Raw genomic sequence first — 20,300 nt, forward strand, 5'->3', positions numbered from 1 at the left:
TAATAGAGACAAGGCTCTACTACCTTCTGTAAATTATATCACATTTTCATATCATTGACTATTTCAAGTTTAATCCCTTCTTATATAATATTGGCTTTTCCTTCTTCCCCTTTTTCCCTGTTAATAAAGAGCCTACTAATAAGAAGGTCGGAATTGACGATAACCCTCCAATTAACAACCAATCTCTCGCTTGTATTGGCATCGTGCTAAAAATCGGTTGTAACGGTGGATAATATATAACGACTAGCATGAGTAGTAATGAAATGATAACCGCTCCTACTAAATACACATTTCCAAACGGATTGCGGTGGAAAACAGAATGCTCACTTCGGCAATCAAATACATGAATCAGCTGAGCAAGTACCAATGTTGCAAACGCTACAGTTTGTGCATATTTCAGTTCATTTGGATGTTGATTATACGCAATAATAAATGCTACTAGCGTCACTGCCCCAATTAGAAAGCCACGACTTATAATTTTCCAGGCAAGCCCTCTAGCAAATACCCCTTCTTTCGGATGACGCGGCGTTCTTTTCATCACGTCTCCCTCGGCCTTATCCAAACCTAACGCCATCGCCGGTAAACCGTCAGTAACTAAATTCACCCATAAAATTTGAATTGGAACCATCGGCAGCGGTAGTGCAAGTAACATGGCAAATAACATGACCAAAATTTCTCCAACGTTCGATGCTAATAAATAACGAATAAACTTACGTATGTTCTCGTATATATTTCTACCTTCTTTAATTGCTGATTTTATCGTAGCGAAATTATCGTCCAGCAATACGAGAGATGAAGCTTCTTTTGCAACATCTGTCCCTGTAATTCCCATCGCTATCCCAATATCCGCAGTTTTTATAGCTGGAGCATCGTTTACTCCATCACCTGTCATCGCCACTATATGTCCTTTATTTTGCAACGCCTTAACAATTTTTAATTTATGTTCTGGTGATACACGAGCAAATACATACGTATCTTCTACAACATTTTCTAATTCTTCTACATCCATAGTTGCGAGTTCTACCCCTTCAACAACGCGTCCACCTGGTGGTAAAATGCTTAATTGTTCTGCAATCGCCATTGCAGTCACTTTATGATCCCCTGTAATCATCACTGTTCGAATACCAGCTTCTCTGCACTCTTTTACTGCCTGCTCTACTTCTGGTCTTGGCGGATCAATCATACCTTGTATCCCAACTAACATAAAATCCTTTTCAACGTCTCTTTCATGTTCGGTAGAATCAGTTACTTTTAATGGCTTAAATGCAACTGCAATTGTTCGCAGCGCTTGACTACCTAAACTATGAATAGCCGCCTGTACTTCTTTTCTATACAACTCACTTAATGGTTGCTGCTTATCTCCCCATAAAATCGTTTGACTCATTTGCAGAAGGACATCTGGTGCTCCCTTCGTAACGACAAACTTTTTCCCCTCTCGATCTCGTACAATAACACTCATCATTTTTCGAGTTGAATCAAACGGAAATTCACGAATAATTTCAAATTTCCCTTTCAGCGCCTCACGCGTTATCCCCGCTTTCATTGCTGCAGCTACAAGCGCCCCCTCAGTTGGATCTCCATCTAATACATACGCCTTTTTCTTTTGAATAATATTTGCGTTATTACATAGCGAACCAAATGTAAGTAGTTGATAAAGTGATTTCGTCTTAGCTGGATTAATTTCTTTTTCACCTTTCATAAAAGAGCCATTAGGTTCATACCCTTGGCCTGTCACTTTCCACAATTCTCCACCTGACCACATATGTGTTACCATCATTTTGTTTTGCGTCATCGTTCCTGTTTTATCAGAGCATATGACAGAAGCACAGCCTAACGTTTCTACTGCTGGTAACTTCCTTACAATTGCTCTCTTTTTTATCATACGCTGTACACCAAGCGATAAAGCTACTGTAACGATTGCTGGTAACCCTTCTGGAATAGCAGCAACAGCTAGCGACACGCCAGCTAAAAACATATGATATACTTCATTCCCTTGATACACACCAGCTAACACGACAAGCGCTGTCAAAATAAGAGCCACAATAATTAATATTTTTCCAAGTTGCTCTAATCTTCTTTGCAATGGTGTTTCCATTTGCTCTGCATTTTGCAACATATTTGCAATTTGGCCCATCGCTGTATTCATACCCGTTGCTACAACGACTCCTGTTCCAGACCCTCGTGTAATCATCGTACCCATAAAAGCCATATTTTTTTGATCACCAATTGAAACATCTTGCCCTTGCAACGCTTCTACTTTCTTCTGCACTGGAACTGACTCTCCTGTTAAAGCTGATTCTTCAATATATAAACTCGACGCCTCAACAAGACGTACATCAGCTCCAATACGATCGCCACTAGAAAATTTAATAACATCACCTAAAACGAGTGCTTTAGACGGTGCCTTTACCCACTTTCCATTTCGCAGTACAGTTACTTGCGGGGCGGCTAGCTCTTTTAAAGCTTCCAATGACTTTTCAGCCTTTCTTTCTTGAAAAAATCCGAGAATACCATTGATAATAACAATTGCCACAATCGCAATAGAATCAATGTATTCCCCTAAAAAAGCCGAAACGATTGTTGCACCAAACAAAACAAGCACCATAAAATCTTTAAATTGCGCCAAAAATACCATTAGTGCAGAAGGCCTCTTTGCTTCATCTAGTTCATTTGTACCAAATTTTTTTATTCGCCCTTCTGCTTCTTTCTCTGTAAGTCCAACCTTCACATTCGTATTCGTTCTTTCTTCCACTTCATGTGCACGCATTCCATACCAGTTCATCCTGCTATCGACCTCCTGATTCCAGACATACTCTATTGAAAGCTTATTCAGCCTCGTCCAAAAAAATGCTATAATTAACTTTTAGTTAGAAAGGAGTGTTCATTTATGGCATTCGATGGATTATTTACAAGAGCGATTACACATGAAATTGCAAATTCTCTTTACACGGGAAGAATTTCAAAAATATATCAACCTTCAAAATACGAGATTTTATTACATATTCGAGCAAACGGAAAAAATCAAAAACTGATTCTTTCCGCTCATCCGACATATGCACGTTTACACTTAACAAATCAAAATTATGATTCACCTGCACTTCCGCCAATGTTCTGTATGCTTCTTCGTAAGCATTTAGAAGGTGGATTCATTGAAAAAATTGAACAAATTGATTTAGAGCGTATTATTCAAATTACCGTTCGTAGCAGAAATGAAATTGGTGATGAATCGCTAAAAACATTAGTAATTGAAATTATGGGACGACATAGTAACATCATTTTAGTAGACACAAAAACAAACAATATTTTAGATAGCTTAAAACACGTTTCCTTAGCAGTAAACCGACATCGAACTGTATACGCTGGAGCTGAATATATTGCACCACCAGCACAACATAAAATTAACCCACTTCAGATCGAAACAAATGATGAATTTATTAGACCGCTGGACTTTCTATCTGGAAACATGGATAAACAGCTAGTCGGAACCTTTACCGGAATATCACCGTTATTCGCAAAAGAAGTAGTGAAAAAAGCAGGTATGGTAAATGAAAAAGCATTAGCTGACGCATTTTTCTCCATACAAAAACCATTATTAACTCATACATATTCACCAACAATGACTACTTCAAATGGGAAAGAATTCTTTTATCTTTTCCCTCTTGCGCACTTAGCTGGAGAAGACAAGACATTCTCATCTGTTAGTGAATTGCTAGACCGTTTCTTTTTTGGAAAAGCAGAGCGTGACCGTGTAAAACAACAAGCTCATGATTTAGAGCGCTTTATGCAAAACGAAAAAAATAAAAATGAGAAAAAACTCATTAAACTAGAAAAAACATTACAAGATGCTGGAAAAGCAGATAAATATCAACTATTTGGAGAACTACTTACAGCCAATATGTACGCTTTGAAAAAAGGCGATAAAGATATTGAAGTCGTTAACTATTATGATGAAAATGGCGGAACTGTAAAGATCGCATTAGATCCTTTAAAAACGCCATCTGAAAATGCACAACGCTATTTCCAAAAGTACCAAAAAGCGAAAAATTCCGTTGTTGTTGTAGAAGAACAAATCGAAAAAACAAAGGAAGAAATTCTTTATTTTGATAGCTTACTTCAACAAATGGAAGCTGCTTCTTCAAAAGATATTGAAGAAATTCGTGAGGAATTAGCTGAAGAAGGTTATATGCGCAATCGTAAAACGAAAAACGGAAAGAAAAAGCCTACTAAACCAGTATTAGATAAATATGTAGCAAGTGATGGCACAGAGATTTTCGTCGGTAAAAACAATAAACAAAATGATTATTTAACAACGAAATTTGCCCGTCGTGATGAAATTTGGTTACATACGAAAGATATACCTGGTTCTCACGTTGTCATTCGTTCTTTAGAACCTGCTGAAGAAACTTTACTAGAAGCTGCCAAAATTGCTGCTTATTACAGTAAAGCAAAAGAGTCTAGTTCTGTACCTGTTGATTTCACCAAAATACGCCATGTGAAAAAACCGAGTGGTGCAAAACTTGGTTTTGTTACGTACGACAATCAGCAAACTGTTTATGTAACACCCGATGCTGATACTGTAATGAAATTAAAAGCTTAAATAAAAAAATGCGTTGCTTATAAGCAGCGCATTTTTTTATTCGTTCCAACTAGTTCATATACCCATTCACTAATTCATAACATCTTTCTTTTGTCATCTTGTATTTCTCTTCTGAAGCATCTATACGTCTCATCGTCCCGTTATTTGTATCAGTACCAATTGCTTTAACCTTACTTTCCTTTTCTTTAACCCACGCAATTTGTTTCGTTTTTAATGACTGAAATGCATCAGGGGACATCGTATTTTTTAATGTACTGTAAATTTCATTTAGTTTATTATCCCACAGTTCATAATTTCCTTCTATTTCATTTACTATGTCATTTGTTGACATGACATTTGTATGTTTTTCTTGGTTTTCTAGAGCCGCTAACTCATTTAAAACTTTAGTTTTACCTACTGCTGACGAAGTTTCTTTTTTAGTCTGCTTCTCTTCTTTAGAAATAGCATGCGTACTCATGCTATTTTCCTTAATGTTTTCGTGTTCTTGACTATTATTTTCTTTCGTTTCTTTTTCCTGCTTTTGCTCATCTAAATCATATGTAATAACCGATGTTTTTGCATCTACAGCAATTAATCTAGCATTTTCTTTAAAAATATATTTTTTGTCACCACTGTTCTCCTCTTTAACAAAATCGACATTCTTAAAGCCTCGAATTTTCAGAAACTCACTAGCTTCTTCCTTCGTAAGTTTTAAATCTCTCGGTGTATGCGATGACCATTTATCCATTAACCATTTTCCATCTTTATAAACGAAAATAAATTCCCATATCTCTGCTTCATTTCCCATATCATTTGAAGGTATAATCGTTTCAATCGTTAAATTTTTATCTTTCTGTGTATACGTTAATCTCATTTCTGGTTCAATATTAATAGGGAATGGCAACATATCTGTCTCTCTAGATCTATTAAATGTTTCAAGCGAATTAGGAAGCTGGTTCTCTACAAATTTTTCTGTAACCAATCCCTTAACTCCTTTTTTCGCTGTCGCCAAATCTCCTGGATTATTTCGACTCCATCCATTTTCTTTTTCCATCTCACTAAATGCATTTGCTATTGCATCTACACTCTTTCTTACAATCTTTTTCGCTTCTTTTTCTGTCACTTCTGGGGCTTCATCAAGCTGTTCAATCGTTTCATTTGCTTGAACTTTGATTTCACTTTTTTCACACCCTGTTACAACTAGCATACTAGCAGCGAAGCAAAATGACATGACTTTACTTAATTTCTTCATATACTCACATTCCTTATTCCTATTTATTCGTTACGCACCTTTATCTACAAGAAAACATAACGACCTCTTATTATACCAATTATCACCATTTATTTATACAAAAAATATAATATTAGAATTGAAAGATTATAATATGCAAGTTTACATTACTGTATAAATTTTTGACATCCTCATTTTATATTTGTCTAGTTTTTTTGACACAAAACTCCCGCTTCTCTTTTATTGTCAATAAGTATATTGGCACAAGTTTTGCTTTATTAAATATAAAAAGGAGGCATTAAAATGAATATAAGAATAACTAATATCCAAAAACAACTACATAAGTACGGAATTGACGGGTTACTTATTACAAAAAAAGAAAACCGCCAATATGCAACAGGCTTTACAGGTAGTGCTGGCGCCGTCTTAATCTCTACCGATCGAGCTGTTTTTATAACAGATTTCCGCTATGTAGATCAAGCAAAATCACAAATAAAAGATGCTGAAATTATTATGCATAAAGGAAATTTAGAGGAAGAAGTTGCAAATCAAGTATCAAAATTAAACATTCAAAAACTCGGAATTGAAGAAAACAACATGACATTGCAACAATATAAAAACTTGCAAAAGTACGTACAGGCGGAAATGATTCAAGTTTGCGAAATTATCGAAAATATTCGTATCATTAAAGACACGCCTGAAATAGAAATAATGAAAATTGCAGCTAATATTGCGGACGAAGCATTTCACCACATTCTTACGTTTCTAAAACCAGGAATAAGTGAAAATACTGTACGAGATGAATTAGAGTTTTTCATGCGAAAAAAAGGTGCTGCATCTTCATCATTTCAAATTATTGTAGCTTCTGGTGTTCGTTCTTCCCTTCCACATGGAGTTGCATCAAATAAAATAATTGAACGAGGCGACATCGTTACATTAGATTTCGGTGCACTTTACGACGGATATTGTTCCGATATAACACGTACTGTAGTAATCGGGGAACCATCAGAAGAATTCAAAAAGATATACAATATTGTACTTGAAGCATTAAAACGCGGGACTGAAGCGATTAAACCTGGAGAAACTGCAAAACGTATCGATGATATAACGAGAAACTACATTACTGAGCATGGATACGGTCAATATTTTGGACATTCTACTGGTCATGGTCTTGGATTAGAAATTCATGAACCTCTCCGCCTATCCCAAGAAAGTAAGGCTACTTTAGAAGAGGGTATGGTCGTTACAGTTGAACCAGGTATTTACATACCGAACTGGGGCGGTTGTAGAATTGAAGATGATATTGTCATTACAAAAGACGGATATGAAGTTATTACAAAATCAAATAGAGAACTAATTGTAATCCCTTGTTAATATTTTGAAATTTCCAACAGGATTTTTTCTCTGCACATAGAATTCCTTCTCTGGAGTATTCGTTTCAAGAGGGGGAATTGTAATTGAACTTTGTAATCGATAAAATAGATGGTTTACATCCTGAATTTTCCAAACTAGTTTCCATGATGAATTACGCTCGCTATACAACAATGCAAGCAGTGGAAGATTTAACAATGGAAGAACTTGATTATTTATATAATGAGGAAGCAAATTCAATCGGCATGCTATTATATCACATGGCTGCTGTTGAATTTTACTACCAGATTCATACTTTTGAAGACCGCGAACCAACGGAGGCCGAACTAGAAAGATGGTTACCTGGCCTCGAGTTAGAAGCTCTTGGACGTGAGGAAATAAAAGGAAACTCTATAGAATTTTATATTGATACATTACAAGAAGTACGTTCCAAAACAATTGAAACATTCCAATCGTTACCTGATGAATGGCTGTTTAAAACGACAGACTTTTGGTATGACAAACAAGCAAATAACTATTTTAAGTGGTTTCACGTATTTGAAGATGAAATCAATCATCGCGGACAAATTCGTTTAATTAAGAAGATGCAAAAAGCTCATTCAATAAAGTAAGAAAGTGCCACCAGATAAGGTGGCACTTTCTTCTATTATTCATTAACGAATAGCTTTTCATTTACTGTTTTAGTGACTACCGCTACCAACATTAAAATGCAAATTAAATATAGCAATTTCGTAATAAATAACCACCCTTGAAACATTACAATTCCATCTATTATCTCATTTCCCTTCAGTAACAAAAACGGAATCGTACTAATTATCATGACAAACTCAATACTGAATACAATTTTCTTTTTTCGGCTATATGCTTTCCACTCATCCCAGCGATACATAGGAGCAAAAATCAATACTCCTATACATAATATAACTGGTACCCATTCACTTTTTAAAAATTGCCCTGAAATAACTGATAATAGTAAACAAACGAGCACACCATAATAACCTATTTTCTCTCTCATTCGTACTCCCCCATTCTACTTCTCCTTTAATATGTAACTTGCTATGCTTATAACAATTCTTAGAAAAATAACTACTACAATTACAATATAAAGACTTTTTGCAGACGACATCCATTCTTGAAAAATAGACATTTTCTTCATTTGTTTCTGACCCTCTATTAAAATAACTCCTACGAATAATGAACAAACAACGATGATACCTATCATAATTCCAATACTTTTCTTGCTATATTGTTTCATATCATCCCAGTTATATAAAAGTATAAGTACAAACCCAAAAACAGGTATAATACTGATCCATTCATTGCTTGTAAACAAATTTAAAATGATTAATAGACTACAAGAGAGAATAAAGCCCCAAAACCCAATTATTTTGCGCATAAGCCCTCCTTTAATTCCATTTTTAGGATTAATTGTATTTTAACATCCATTTTTCAACCTTGCCACTACGGTACATGAAATTTTGGTTTTTCGGTTTCCTATACTCACATACTTTCCCTACTTTCATACAATAAACTACACGAATGCCTAAAGGATGTGAATGTTATGGGAGTTGAATTAACGCTATTACACGCTCTCTATGTTATTTGTTTACTCACCATTATTACCTTTTTTATTTTCCGAAAGGATACGACGATTATTTGTATCGTTTTCATCTTTTTATTAGCATTAACTGCTACAAGTTCTATCCCTCTTGCCGTTAGCGGCATTTTTCAAAGTTTTATTTACGCTATTACTGAGCTATTACCAACTATATTAATCATTTCCATTATCGTATCCATGAGCAATTTACTCGTTCATACTGGCATAAATGATACAATGATTTCACCATTTACAAAGATGATTCGTACCCCTACCCTCGCCTACTGGATTATCGGTCTTTTGATGATGACAATTTCTTTCTTCTTTTGGCCTTCTCCAGCTGTTGCCTTAATGGGAGCTATTTTATTACCGGTTGCTGTACGTGTCGGCCTTCCGCCAATTGGAGTGGCAATTGCTATGAACTTATTCGGTCATGGGATTGCTTTATCCGGCGACTTCGTTATACAAGGCGCACCAAAATTAACCGCAGACGCTGCTGGTCTTCCTGTTTCTAGCGTTGTTTCTGCAAGTGTTCCACTCGTTATCGTTATGGGCATTGTGACAACTTCCGTCGCTTTTTTCTTCTTACGAAAAGAATTTCATACAGGCTTATCTATACAAGAGTCTATTTCATCAACTGCGTCTTCTAAAACGCTCACTTCATTATCTACTCGGACAAAAAAATGGCTCGCTATTTGTATTCCGATCGTATATGCCATCGATATCCTTTGCATGATTCAATTTAAACTACAAGGAAGCGACGCAACTGCACTTATCGGCGGAACAACTGTTATTATGATTATCATCATTTCTCTCATCGCCTACAAAGGTAATGGACTGAATAAAACGACCGATTACTTTATAGAAGGGCTCCAATTTGGCTTTAAAATTTTCGGACCAGTTATTCCTATCGCTGCACTCTTTTATTTAGGAGATAGTGGCTTTGTGAAAATTATCGGGGACTATTTACCGAAAGGTTCACACGGAATCATTAACGACTTAGGCATCGCTTTATCTCAAACTGTTCCTTTAAATCAATATGTATCGGCAGGGACATTAACTATCGTTGGTGTCATTACCGGCTTAGATGGATCAGGTTTTTCAGGTATATCACTTGCTGGTTCCATTGCCAATCTTTTTGGAACAGCACTTGGCCATGGAACAGCTACATTAACAGCACTCGGGCAAATTGCAGCTATATGGACCGGGGGCGGGACGTTGATTCCTTGGGCACTTATTCCTGCCGCTGCGATTTGTAAAGTCGATCCATTTGAACTTGCACGTCGAAACTTTTTACCAGTTATGATTGGCTTAATTGTAACCACGATCGTTGCGATGTTTATTCTATAGCGTAAGCAAGTGTTCTCTTGCTTACGTTTTTTGCTTGTAAAATTCATCATGAATTATCAGTTTTCAAGAGGGATTCGTTATTACTTAGCGAAATTATATTAGGAGAGTAATTATTTCAAAACGTTTATAAGAAACAGATTACTGCAATTAGAAAAGGGGACATACCTATGAATGAATTGATTTTCGTCTTATTAATTTGTCCGTTATTTATCTTTATCGTATCTGTTATTGGAACACGCAAAACGAAAACGTATTACGTAATGCCGATTGTAACGTTTGCTAGTTTTTTAATAATAGGTGTTATCGCCTTTACTCCAAAATTTTTCTTTTGGGTTGGCATGTACAGCATCTTCTCATTTATTGTTTCTTATATGACGCTATTGTTTGTGAAAGGATATGAGGTTGCTGAAAACGCTAAATAGTTGTTAGCAAGGAGACAGGAATATGATTTTCTTTGATATTGATGGAACTTCACATGAAGTTTTAACAATAATATAAAAAAAACGACCGCGTTCCCCCGCAGTCGTCTTTTTTCGTGTTACGCTGTGATCCAAGCTTCGTTAGCTGGATTTTTACGCCACTCTTGTAATTTTTTCGTTTCAGCTTGTCCGATCATACCTTTTTCTGCTGCAACTTCAGTTAATGCACTGTAATCACTTAAAGAATATGATGCTACGTTCGCTGCTTCTAACTTTTCTTTTCCTGCTTCTAGCTCGTATGTGAAGATTGATACGATTCCTAATACTTCACAGCCAGCTTCGCGAAGTGCTTCTACACATGTAATTGCACTGCCGCCAGTTGAAATTAAGTCTTCTACTACTACAACTTTTTGACCTTTTTCAGCTTTTCCTTCGATTTGATTCCCTTTACCGTGACCTTTTGCTTTACTACGTACGTAGCACATTGGTAAATCCATACGATCACTTACCCATGCAGCGTGCGCAATACCAGCAGTTGCTGTTCCTGCAATAACTTCTACAGTTGGGAAGTGCTCTTTAATTAACTCTTCTAATCCAGCTGCAATCGCTTGACGTACTTTCGGATAAGATAAAGTTAAACGGTTATCACAATAAATTGGTGATTTCATACCTGAAGACCATGTGAATGGATCATTCGGTTGTAAAAATACTGCTCCAATTTCTAATAAATGCGATGCGATTTCTTTTTTCATACTGTTACACCTTCCCACTGTTGTTTTACTGTTTTATACGCTTCAAGCGGATTTTCTGCTTTTGTAATACTACGTCCAACTACGATATAGCTTGAGCCAAGTTCCCTCGCACGTTTCGGTGTTGCTACGCGCACCTGGTCATTTACATCATCGCTTGCAAGACGAATCCCCGGTGTTACTGTTACAAATTCATTTCCGCATACTTCACGTAATTTTGGAACTTCGAGCGTTGAACAAACAACGCCATCCAGTCCACTTTCTTTCGTTAATTTTGCATAATGAGCAACCGCTTCTTCTAACGTTTTCTCAATGCCGATCTCTTTTTTCATCATAGCTTCCGAAGTGCTTGTTAGTTGTGTAACTGCAATACAAATCGGTCTCTCTTTTCCTTCTTGCTTACCTTCCTCTAATCCCTCAATTGCAGCTTTCATCATGCTGCTTCCCCCAGCAGCATGAACATTTACCATATCAACATCTAGACTAGCTAGGCTACGCATAGCGCTTTTTACCGTATTTGGAATATCATGAAGTTTTAAATCTAGAAAGATCTTATGCCCTTTTTCTTTTAAGTACGTAATAATCGCAGGGCCTTCTTTGTAAAATAACTCCATACCAACTTTGACAAATAACTCTTCCCCTTCAAAGTGGCGCAAGAATTGTTCTACATCTTGTTTCCCCGGAAAATCTAGTGCAACGATTAACGACTGTGACATGTTTGCTTCCAGCTCCTTCCTTGACATTCCGAAATGTGATCAAATCCTAATTCATCTAGTAATGCTGGTAACTCTTCAATAATTGTCGGACATACGAACGGATCGATAAAGTTCGCTGTACCTACTGCAACTGCGCTTGCGCCAGCGTAGAAGAATTCAATTACATCTTCCGCTGTTTCAATACCACCCATTCCGATAATTGGAATGTTAACCGCTTGGCTTACTTCATGTACCATACGAATTGCTACTGGCTTAATCGCAGGACCTGATAATCCGCCTGTACGGTTTGCTAAAATTGGTTTAGCTGTTTTTAAATCTAGACGCATACCAAGCAATGTATTAATCATCGTTAAACCATCTGCACCTGCATTTTCAATCGCTTTTGCAATTTCCACAATGTTTGCCACGTTCGGTGACAACTTCACATATACAGGTACTTCAGAAACCTCTTTTACTCGCTTCGTTAAATCAGCAGCAATTTCAGGATTTGTACCAAAGGCGATACCACCTGTTTTTACGTTTGGACAAGAAATATTTAATTCCAGTGCATGGACATTAGGCGCTTTAGAAATTTCCTTTGCAACCGCTACGTAATCCTCAGCTTGTGAACCTGCAACGTTTGCAATGATTGGAAGGTCAAATTGTTCTAACCATGGTAATTCAGAATTCATTACTTTTTCTAATCCTGGGTTTTGAAGTCCGATTGCATTTAACATGCCACCCGGTGTTTCAGCAACACGAGGCGTAGGATTTCCATAGCGTGGTTGTTCTGTCGTCGCTTTGATCATGATTGATCCTAGTACACTTAAATCGTAAAACTGTGCATATTCACGACCAAATCCAAAGCATCCAGATGCCGGTATAATTGGATTTTTTAATGATAATCCTGGTAATTCAACTTGCAATCTGTTCATAGTACAACCTCCCCGATTGGAAATACTGGTCCGTCGCTACACACCTTCTTGTAAGAATGTCCACTTGGATCTTCTTGTAAGTGGCATACACATGCGAAACAAGCTCCAATACCACAGCCCATACGTTCTTCTAATGAAATATAGGCTTTTTTCTCTTTGTAACGTCCTTCTAATGCACGAAGCATCGCTAACGGACCACATGAATAAAGAATATCAAAGTCAATTCCGTAATGATCAATTACATCTGTGACAAATCCTTTTGTACCGTGTGTACCGTCTACTGTCGCAACGTACGTATCACCAAGTTCTGCAAATTTTTCTTCATAGAAAACAACATCTTTCGTTTGAAAACCTAAGATGTGAATTACGCGTACACCTTTTGCAACGAGGCGCTGTGATAATTCATAAAGTGGTGGTACACCAATCCCCCCACCTACTAGTAAAGCTGTTTGACCAGCTTCTGCTTCTTCTACAGGAAAACCGTGCCCTAATGGTCCTAGTACGTCTACCATTTCACCTTGTTTTTTAGTGGCTAATGTTTTTGTTCCTTGTCCTTCCGCACGATATAGCATTGTAAATTCGTTCTTCTCTTGATCTACATTACAAATACTAATTGGGCGGCGCAGAAGGGGCGCAATGCCCTCTGCTACCTTAATGTGTACAAACTGCCCTGGTTCGTTCATTTGCTGTACTAAAGTTCCTTGAAGCACTAATTCGTAAATGTTCTTTGCGATTTCTTTTTGATTAACGACGATCATATTTTGCTTTTGCATCATGCATGTACCACCTCGTGACGCTTTGTTTGCGTAATTTCTTTCATTGAATGAGCTGAGAATGTCATAGATTCTAATACTCGTAAGATTGCTCTCGTTGTATCAAGTGATGTTAAGCAAGCTACACCATTTTCTACTGATTCACGGCGAATGCGGAAACCATCACGCGCTGGTTGTTTGCCTTTTGTTAATGTATTGATTACAAACTGTGCTTTTCCTTGGCGGATAATATCTAGTAAGTTGTAGTCTTCAGAATCAATTTTGTTTACAACTTGTACTGGGATATTTTGCTCTGTTAACGATTTTGCTGTTCCAGCTGTTGCTAATAAGTTATAGCCGATTTCATGGAAACGTTTTGCAATTTCCATCGCCTCTTCTTTATCTTTATCCGCTACAGTAATGATTACTGATCCGTGCGTTGGGATGTTAATTCCAGAAGCAACTAAACCTTTGTATAATGCTTTTTCAAGCGTTAAATCTTTACCCATTACTTCCCCTGTTGATTTCATTTCAGGTCCTAATGTTGTATCCACTGAGCGTAATTTCGCGAATGAGAATACCGGAGCTTTTACATACACTTCTTTCTCTTCTGGGTGATAGCCCGTTCCGTATCCTTGCTCTACTAGGTCTTGCCCTAGAATAACTTTCGTTGCAACGTTTGCCATTGGTACACCTGTAATTTTACTTAAGAATGGTACTGTACGGCTCGCACGTGGATTTACTTCAATTACGTACACTTGATCTTCGAATACGACAAACTGGATATTTAGTAATCCAACAATGTTTAATCCTTTTCCAAGTGCAATTGTATGTTCAATAATTTGTTCTTTTAATTTTTCAGATAAGCTTTGTGGTGGATATACTCCAATTGAGTCACCAGAGTGAACTCCAGCGCGTTCAATATGTTCCATAATACCTGGAATGAATACATTCTCACCGTCTGAAATTGCATCTACTTCAATTTCTTTACCAACCATGTAACGGTCGATTAATACTGGGTGATCTGCGTGAACTTTAACTGCATTTTTCATGTAGTGCAGTAGTTCTTCTTGACGATATACGATTTCCATCGCACGTCCACCTAGTACGTAAGATGGTCTTACTAATACTGGGTAACCAATTTCTTCTGCGATTGCTACCGCTTGCTCTACAGTCGTTGCTGTTTTACCAACTGGTTGTGGGATACCAAGTTTTGTTAAAGCAGCTTCGAATTTATCACGATCTTCTGCACGGTCTAAGTCTTCAAGTGATGTTCCTAAAATCTTCACACCATGTTCTTCTAATTTTGCCGCTAAGTTAATTGCTGTTTGTCCACCGAACTGAACGATAACACCTTCTGGTTTTTCTAAATCGATGATGTGCATTACATCTTCAATCGTTAATGGTTCAAAGTATAATTTGTCAGAAATACTGAAGTCTGTTGAAACAGTTTCTGGGTTATTGTTAATGATAATTGCTTCATATCCAGCTTCTTTAATTGCCCATACTGAGTGAACTGTTGCATAGTCAAACTCAACACCTTGACCAATGCGGATTGGACCAGATCCTAGAACTACTACACTCTTACGATCTGTTACAATTGATTCGTTCTCATCAGCGTATGTGCTGTAGTAATACGGTGTTGCAGATTCAAACTCTGCCGCACAAGTATCTACCATTTTGAATACCGGCGTCATATTATTTTCTTTACGCATATCGTAAATTTCGCGCTCCGTTTTGTTCCAAGCTGCTGCAATGTAGTGATCGCTGAAGCCCATTTCTTTTGCAGTTTGTAGTACTTCCATATTTCCTACATTCGCTTTTACTTCGCGTTCCATATTTACGATATTTTCAACTTTTTGTAAGAAGAAGAAGTCCATTTCACACCATTCGTTAATCTCTTCTTTCGTTACACCTTGACGAATTGCTTCTGCTACGATAAACAGTCGCTCATCATCTGCTTTAATAATGCGTTTTTTCATTGTTTCTTTATCAAGTTCTTTTAAGTGGTCTAATTCTAAGTGATAAATACCAAGTTCTAAAGAACGAACCGCTTTTAATAATGATTCTTCTAAGTTACGTCCGATTGACATAACCTCACCAGTTGCTTTCATTTGCGTTCCAAGTGTTCTGTTCGCTGATTCAAACTTATCAAATGGCCAGCGTGGAATTTTTGAAACAACATAGTCTAATGCTGGCTCGAAGCAAGCGTAAGTTTTTTGTGTTACCGGGTTTACGATTTCATCTAACGTTAAGCCGACTGCAATTTTCGCTGCTAATTTCGCAATTGGATATCCAGTTGCTTTAGACGCTAGTGCAGATGAACGACTTACACGTGGATTTACTTCGATTACATAGTATTGGAAGCTATATGGATCTAGTGCAAGCTGAACGTTACATCCACCTTCAATTCCTAGTGCACGAATAATTCGTAATGACGTGTTACGTAACATTTGGTATTCACGGTCGCTTAGCGTTTGGCTCGGTGCTACAACGATAGAATCACCTGTATGAACACCAACTGGATCGATGTTTTCCATGTTACATACTACAATCGCGTTATCATTTGAATCACGCATTACTTCATATTCAATTTCTTTACAGCCAGCAATACTTTTCTCTAATAAACATTGTGTTACTGGGCTATGTTTTAAACCACTTGTTACGATTTCAATTAACTCTTCTTCGTTATGACAAATTCCGCCGCCCGTTCCGCCTAATGTGAATGCTGGACGAACGATTACTGGATAACCAATTTCGTTTACAAAGCCATATGCTTCATCAAGGTTATGAATAATTTCACTTGGTGGTGTTGGTTCATTTAAATCTTGCATTAATGTACGGAATAAATCACGATCTTCCGCTTGCTCGATTGCTGATAATTTTGTTCCTAAAATTTCAACTCCGCACTCTTCAAGTACGCCTGATTTTGCAAGTTCAACAGCCATGTTTAAACCTGTTTGACCGCCTAATGTTGGTAAGATTGCATCTGGACGTTCTTTACGAATGATTCGGCTTACGAATTCTAATGTTAAAGGCTCAATGTATACTTTATCTGCAGTTGCAGTATCTGTCATAATTGTCGCTGGGTTAGAGTTAACAAGGATTACTTTGTAACCTTCCTCTTTAAGAGATTGACAAGCTTGTGTTCCAGAGTAGTCAAACTCCGCTGCTTGCCCAATTACAATTGGTCCTGATCCGATTACTAAAATTGTGTTAATGTCTAGGCGTTTTGGCATAACTCTTCCCCTTCTTTCTTGAAGTTTTCAATCATTGTTAAGAAATCTTCGAATAAATCATTTGCATCTTCTGGTCCTGCTGAAGCTTCTGGATGGTATTGAACTGTAAATGCTGGGAACTTCTTATGACGAAGACCTTCTACTGTTCCATCATTTAAAGCAACATGTGTAATTTCAAGTTCTGTATTTTCAACTGATTCTTCTTCTACTGCGTAACCATGGTTTTGAGATGTAATTGCTACTTTTCCAGTTGCAAGATTTTTTACTGGATGGTTTAAACCACGGTGACCGAATTTTAACTTACTTGTATTCGCACCAGATGCTAAAGCAAATAGTTGGTGTCCTAGGCAAATTCCGAATAAAGGAACTTTACCGATAATGTCTTTTAACATTTCAATTGCTTCTGGTACATCTTTTGGATCCCCAGGTCCGTTACTTAACATAATTCCATCTGGGCTAAGGCGTAAAATTTCTTCAGCTGTCGTGTTGTAAGGAACTACAATTACATCACAATCACGTTTATTTAATTCTCTTAAAATACCATGTTTCATACCGAAGTCTACTAATACAACACGATGTCCGCGGCCTGGGCTTGGGTATGGATCTTTCGTTGATACGCGTTTTACATGGTCTGTAAATACTGTCGCTTTTAATTGGCTTACGATGTATTCTACATCTGCATCCATGTTACAAAGGCGTCCGCGTAATGTACCGTATTGACGAATTTTTCTCGTTAATTTTCTCGTATCAATTCCTGCTAATCCTGGAATGTTTCTTTCTTTTAAGTAGTCATTTAACGAAATTTCATTACGGAAGTTTGATGGGTGATCACAAATTTCGTTTACGATTAAACCATTTACAGATGGGTGAATCGATTCAAAATCGTCACGGTTGATGCCGTAGTTTCCGATTAATGGGTACGTGAATGTTACAATTTGACCGCAATATGATGGATCAGATAATGTTTCTTGATATCCAGTCATTCCTGTTGTAAATACAACCTCACCTGACTTTTCGATTTCTCCTCCGAAACCTGTTCCAATTAATACTGTTCCATCTTCTAAGATAAGTTGTCTTTTCATACTAATGCACTCTCCTTTTGCCATGCGATCTTACCACCAACGATTGTCATTACCGGCCATCCTTGGCATTTCCAACCTGCGAATGGTGTGTTTTTTCCTTTTGATAAGAATGTTGTTGGATCAATCTCTTCTTCTTGTTCTAAATCAATGATTGTAATATCAGCTGTTCTACCTTCTTTCAGGCGACCTGCTTCTAAGCCGAATGTATCAGCTGGCTTTTCTGTTAAGAATTGAATTAACTGTTCTAGTGTAATAATTCCTTTTTTCACAAGGTTTGTGTATAGAAGTGGGAATGCTGTTTCAAAACCAGTAATTCCGAACGGTGCTCTTTCAATTCCTTGCGCTTTCTCTTCCGCTGTATGCGGTGCATGATCAGTTGCAATCATATCGATTGTTCCATCTAATAAACCTTCAATTAATGCTGCATGATCCTCTTTTCCACGAAGCGGTGGGTTCATTTTAAAGTTAGGGTCAGCTGATGGGATATCATCTTCACATAACACTAAGTGATGGGGTGTTACTTCTGCTGTTACTTTAATTCCAGCGCGCTTTGCATCACGGATTACACGTACAGAGCCTTTCGTACTTACGTGACATACGTGATAGTGACAATCTGCCGCTTCAGCAAGCAGTATATCCCTTGCAATATGTACAGATTCACATACTGATGGGATACCGTTTAATCCGTGTTTCTCAGAAAACTTCCCTTCATGTACACAACCTTTATTAATAAGAGTATTCTCTTCACAGTGCGCAACTACTGCCATATTTAATTTCGCTGCACGTTTCATAGCAGCTAACATCATGCTAGCATCTTGTACGCCTACACCGTCATCAGTGAAAGCAAATGCTCCAAGTTCTTTTAACGTTTCGAAATCTGTCATTTCAGAACCCGCTTGACGTACTGTAATTGCTCCATATGGTAATACGTTAACATGCGCTTTTTCTTTAATACGATTTTGTAAGTCTTCCATATGTTCTCTGCAATCTGGTACTGGGCGTGTATTTGGCATTGCGCAAATTGTTGTGAATCCACCTTTTGCCGCTGCTAGCGTACCTGTTTCAATTGTTTCTTTATGTTCACCACCTGGTTCACGAAGGTGTACGTGTACATCTACTAATCCAGGTGCGATTAACTTTCCGTTCACATCGATTACTTCAGCATTATCTGCCGTAATATTTTCTGCTACCTTAGCGATTTTACCGTCTTGTACGAGAAGATCCGTTGCTACGATTTTTCCTTCTTCATTCATATAACGACCATTTTTAAACAAATAATTCATGTTTCATTCCTCCTAATACATTTGGTAAGGCGCGTTTTAGTACAGCCATTCTTACGTAAACTCCATTTTCCATTTGTTTAAATATGCGTGAACGCTCACACTCAACAAGTTCACTTGCAATTTCAACATCTCGGTTTACAGGAGCTGGATGCATAATAATGCTTCCTTCTTTCATACGCTGTTCTCTTTCTACTGTTAATCCGTGTTTCTCATGATACTCTTTCATAATGTCTGTTTCATAATGATCATGACGCTCATGTTGTACACGAAGTAGCATCATTACATCCACTTCCGGAACAAGTTCATCTAATGGTTTGTATGTTCCAAATGTGTTGTCTTCATCTTTCCACTCTTCTGGACTTGCAAAGTAAATTGTTGCACCTAGCTTCGTTAATGCTTCTGCATTAGAACGTGCTACTCGGCTATGACGAACATCTCCTACTATCGCAATCTTCAAACCTTCAAATCTTCCAAACTCTTGTTTAATTGTAAGAAGGTCGAGTAGGCACTGCGTTGGGTGGTTTCCACATCCATCTCCAGCGTTTAAGATCGGGATATTCACCTGATCTTTTAGTTCATCGAAGTAGCGATCTTGCTCATGGCGGATGACCACTGCTTTTGTTCCGATTGATTCTAGTGTTCTTATCGTATCGTATAAAGTTTCTCCTTTTTGTACGCTAGATGCATCCGCTGAAAAGTTTAAAACATCAAGTCCTAATCTCTTCTCAGCAACTTCAAAGCTAAATCTCGTTCTCGTACTATTCTCAAAGAACAAGTTTGCAACAAAAGTTTGCTCTGTCGTTTTGCTCTCTTTTCCATTCGCAAAATCTTCTGCGTCTTTTAGGATTTCTGAAATTTCTACTTCCGATAATTCACTCATCGTTAACAAATGGCTCATCGTCATCCCTCATCTTTCTGATTTTTATGTTACCACTTTTGTATTTTTATAACAACCTTTGCATAAAAATACCCTAGTCATGTGAGACTAGGGTGCAAGAAAGAAGCCACCCTTTCCGGTCTC

At 37.5% G+C, this 20,300-nt stretch carries 17 protein-coding genes; 5 read left to right on the forward strand and 12 right to left on the reverse strand.

Annotated elements, in window-relative coordinates:
* Positions 1-58: 58 nt before the first annotated feature.
* Positions 59-2,782: a calcium-translocating P-type ATPase, SERCA-type gene (locus tag ACTFR9_RS11465; RefSeq protein ID WP_001104748.1), complete on the reverse strand. Its 2,724-nt coding sequence runs from the start codon at positions 2,780-2,782 to the stop codon at positions 59-61.
* A gap of 105 nt (positions 2,783-2,887) precedes the next feature.
* Between ACTFR9_RS11465 and ACTFR9_RS11470 the strand changes: the two genes are divergently transcribed.
* Positions 2,888-4,597 (forward strand): Rqc2 family fibronectin-binding protein, encoded by a 1,710-nt coding sequence (locus ACTFR9_RS11470; RefSeq protein WP_000863254.1) that lies wholly within the window; start codon positions 2,888-2,890, stop codon positions 4,595-4,597.
* A gap of 49 nt (positions 4,598-4,646) precedes the next feature.
* On the opposite strand, the gene ACTFR9_RS11475 is transcribed toward ACTFR9_RS11470, so the two are convergent.
* Positions 4,647-5,828 carry a lysozyme inhibitor LprI family protein gene (locus ACTFR9_RS11475; RefSeq protein ID WP_000736514.1) on the reverse strand — a complete coding sequence of 394 codons (1,182 nt, stop codon included), beginning with the start codon at positions 5,826-5,828 and terminating at the stop codon, positions 4,647-4,649.
* Positions 5,829-6,110: 282 nt separating this feature from the next.
* On the opposite strand from ACTFR9_RS11475, the gene ACTFR9_RS11480 reads away from it, so the two are divergent.
* Together ACTFR9_RS11480 and ACTFR9_RS11485 are read left to right on the forward strand one after the other, a co-directional pair.
* Complete coding sequence (locus ACTFR9_RS11480; RefSeq protein WP_001026202.1) at positions 6,111-7,181, forward strand: M24 family metallopeptidase; 1,071 nt, start codon at positions 6,111-6,113, stop codon at positions 7,179-7,181.
* Positions 7,182-7,264: 83 nt separating this feature from the next.
* The gene (locus tag ACTFR9_RS11485) at positions 7,265-7,789 is read left to right on the forward strand and encodes a DinB family protein (RefSeq protein ID WP_001012018.1); all 525 of its coding nucleotides are present in this window, start codon (positions 7,265-7,267) and stop codon (positions 7,787-7,789) included.
* 35 nt (positions 7,790-7,824) lie between these two features.
* On the opposite strand, the gene ACTFR9_RS11490 is transcribed toward ACTFR9_RS11485, so the two are convergent.
* Positions 7,825-8,193, reverse strand: a complete 369-nt coding sequence (locus ACTFR9_RS11490) for a YoqO family protein (RefSeq protein WP_001208265.1) — start codon at positions 8,191-8,193, stop codon at positions 7,825-7,827.
* 15 nt (positions 8,194-8,208) lie between these two features.
* Complete coding sequence (locus tag ACTFR9_RS11495; RefSeq protein WP_001226108.1) at positions 8,209-8,574, reverse strand: YoqO family protein; 366 nt, start codon at positions 8,572-8,574, stop codon at positions 8,209-8,211.
* A gap of 165 nt (positions 8,575-8,739) precedes the next feature.
* On the opposite strand from ACTFR9_RS11495, the gene ACTFR9_RS11500 reads away from it, so the two are divergent.
* Positions 8,740-10,125, forward strand: a complete 1,386-nt coding sequence (locus ACTFR9_RS11500; RefSeq protein ID WP_000537898.1) for a membrane protein — start codon at positions 8,740-8,742, stop codon at positions 10,123-10,125.
* A 167-nt stretch (positions 10,126-10,292) separates the two neighbouring features.
* A complete protein-coding gene (locus ACTFR9_RS11505; protein WP_001003915.1) occupies positions 10,293-10,547 on the forward strand; it encodes a YbeF family protein in 255 nt (84 codons plus the stop codon).
* 116 nt (positions 10,548-10,663) lie between these two features.
* Here the strand turns inward: ACTFR9_RS11505 and pyrE are convergent, their stop codons facing one another.
* The 8 genes from pyrE to pyrB are packed head-to-tail and all read right to left on the reverse strand — an operon-like array spanning position 10,664 to position 20,177.
* Positions 10,664-11,296, reverse strand: coding sequence for an orotate phosphoribosyltransferase (pyrE, locus tag ACTFR9_RS11510; RefSeq protein ID WP_000711449.1), 633 nt, complete (start codon positions 11,294-11,296; stop codon positions 10,664-10,666).
* The gene (gene pyrF / locus ACTFR9_RS11515) at positions 11,293-12,009 is read right to left on the reverse strand and encodes an orotidine-5'-phosphate decarboxylase (RefSeq protein ID WP_000083496.1); all 717 of its coding nucleotides are present in this window, start codon (positions 12,007-12,009) and stop codon (positions 11,293-11,295) included. Before pyrF ends, pyrE begins: the two co-directional genes overlap by 4 nt.
* Positions 11,994-12,923 (reverse strand): dihydroorotate oxidase B catalytic subunit, encoded by a 930-nt coding sequence (pyrD, locus tag ACTFR9_RS11520; RefSeq protein WP_001081057.1) that lies wholly within the window; start codon positions 12,921-12,923, stop codon positions 11,994-11,996. Before pyrD ends, pyrF begins: the two co-directional genes overlap by 16 nt.
* Positions 12,920-13,699 (reverse strand): dihydroorotate oxidase B electron transfer subunit, encoded by a 780-nt coding sequence (gene pyrK / locus ACTFR9_RS11525; RefSeq protein ID WP_000983352.1) that lies wholly within the window; start codon positions 13,697-13,699, stop codon positions 12,920-12,922. The genes pyrD and pyrK overlap by 4 nt, the downstream gene beginning before the upstream one ends.
* Positions 13,696-16,914, reverse strand: a complete 3,219-nt coding sequence (gene carB, locus ACTFR9_RS11530) for a carbamoyl-phosphate synthase large subunit (RefSeq protein ID WP_001126106.1) — start codon at positions 16,912-16,914, stop codon at positions 13,696-13,698. The genes pyrK and carB overlap by 4 nt, the downstream gene beginning before the upstream one ends.
* Positions 16,899-17,996, reverse strand: a complete 1,098-nt coding sequence (locus tag ACTFR9_RS11535) for a carbamoyl phosphate synthase small subunit (protein WP_000828682.1) — start codon at positions 17,994-17,996, stop codon at positions 16,899-16,901. The genes carB and ACTFR9_RS11535 overlap by 16 nt, the downstream gene beginning before the upstream one ends.
* Complete coding sequence (gene pyrC, locus ACTFR9_RS11540; protein ID WP_001108374.1) at positions 17,993-19,279, reverse strand: dihydroorotase; 1,287 nt, start codon at positions 19,277-19,279, stop codon at positions 17,993-17,995. The genes ACTFR9_RS11535 and pyrC overlap by 4 nt, the downstream gene beginning before the upstream one ends.
* Positions 19,263-20,177, reverse strand: a complete 915-nt coding sequence (gene pyrB, locus ACTFR9_RS11545; protein ID WP_000018852.1) for an aspartate carbamoyltransferase — start codon at positions 20,175-20,177, stop codon at positions 19,263-19,265. The genes pyrC and pyrB overlap by 17 nt, the downstream gene beginning before the upstream one ends.
* Positions 20,178-20,300: the final 123 nt, after the last annotated feature.

The organism is Bacillus cereus group sp. MYBK222-1, assembly GCF_051916425.1.
GTDB lineage: Bacteria > Bacillota > Bacilli > Bacillales > Bacillaceae_G > Bacillus_A > Bacillus_A paranthracis.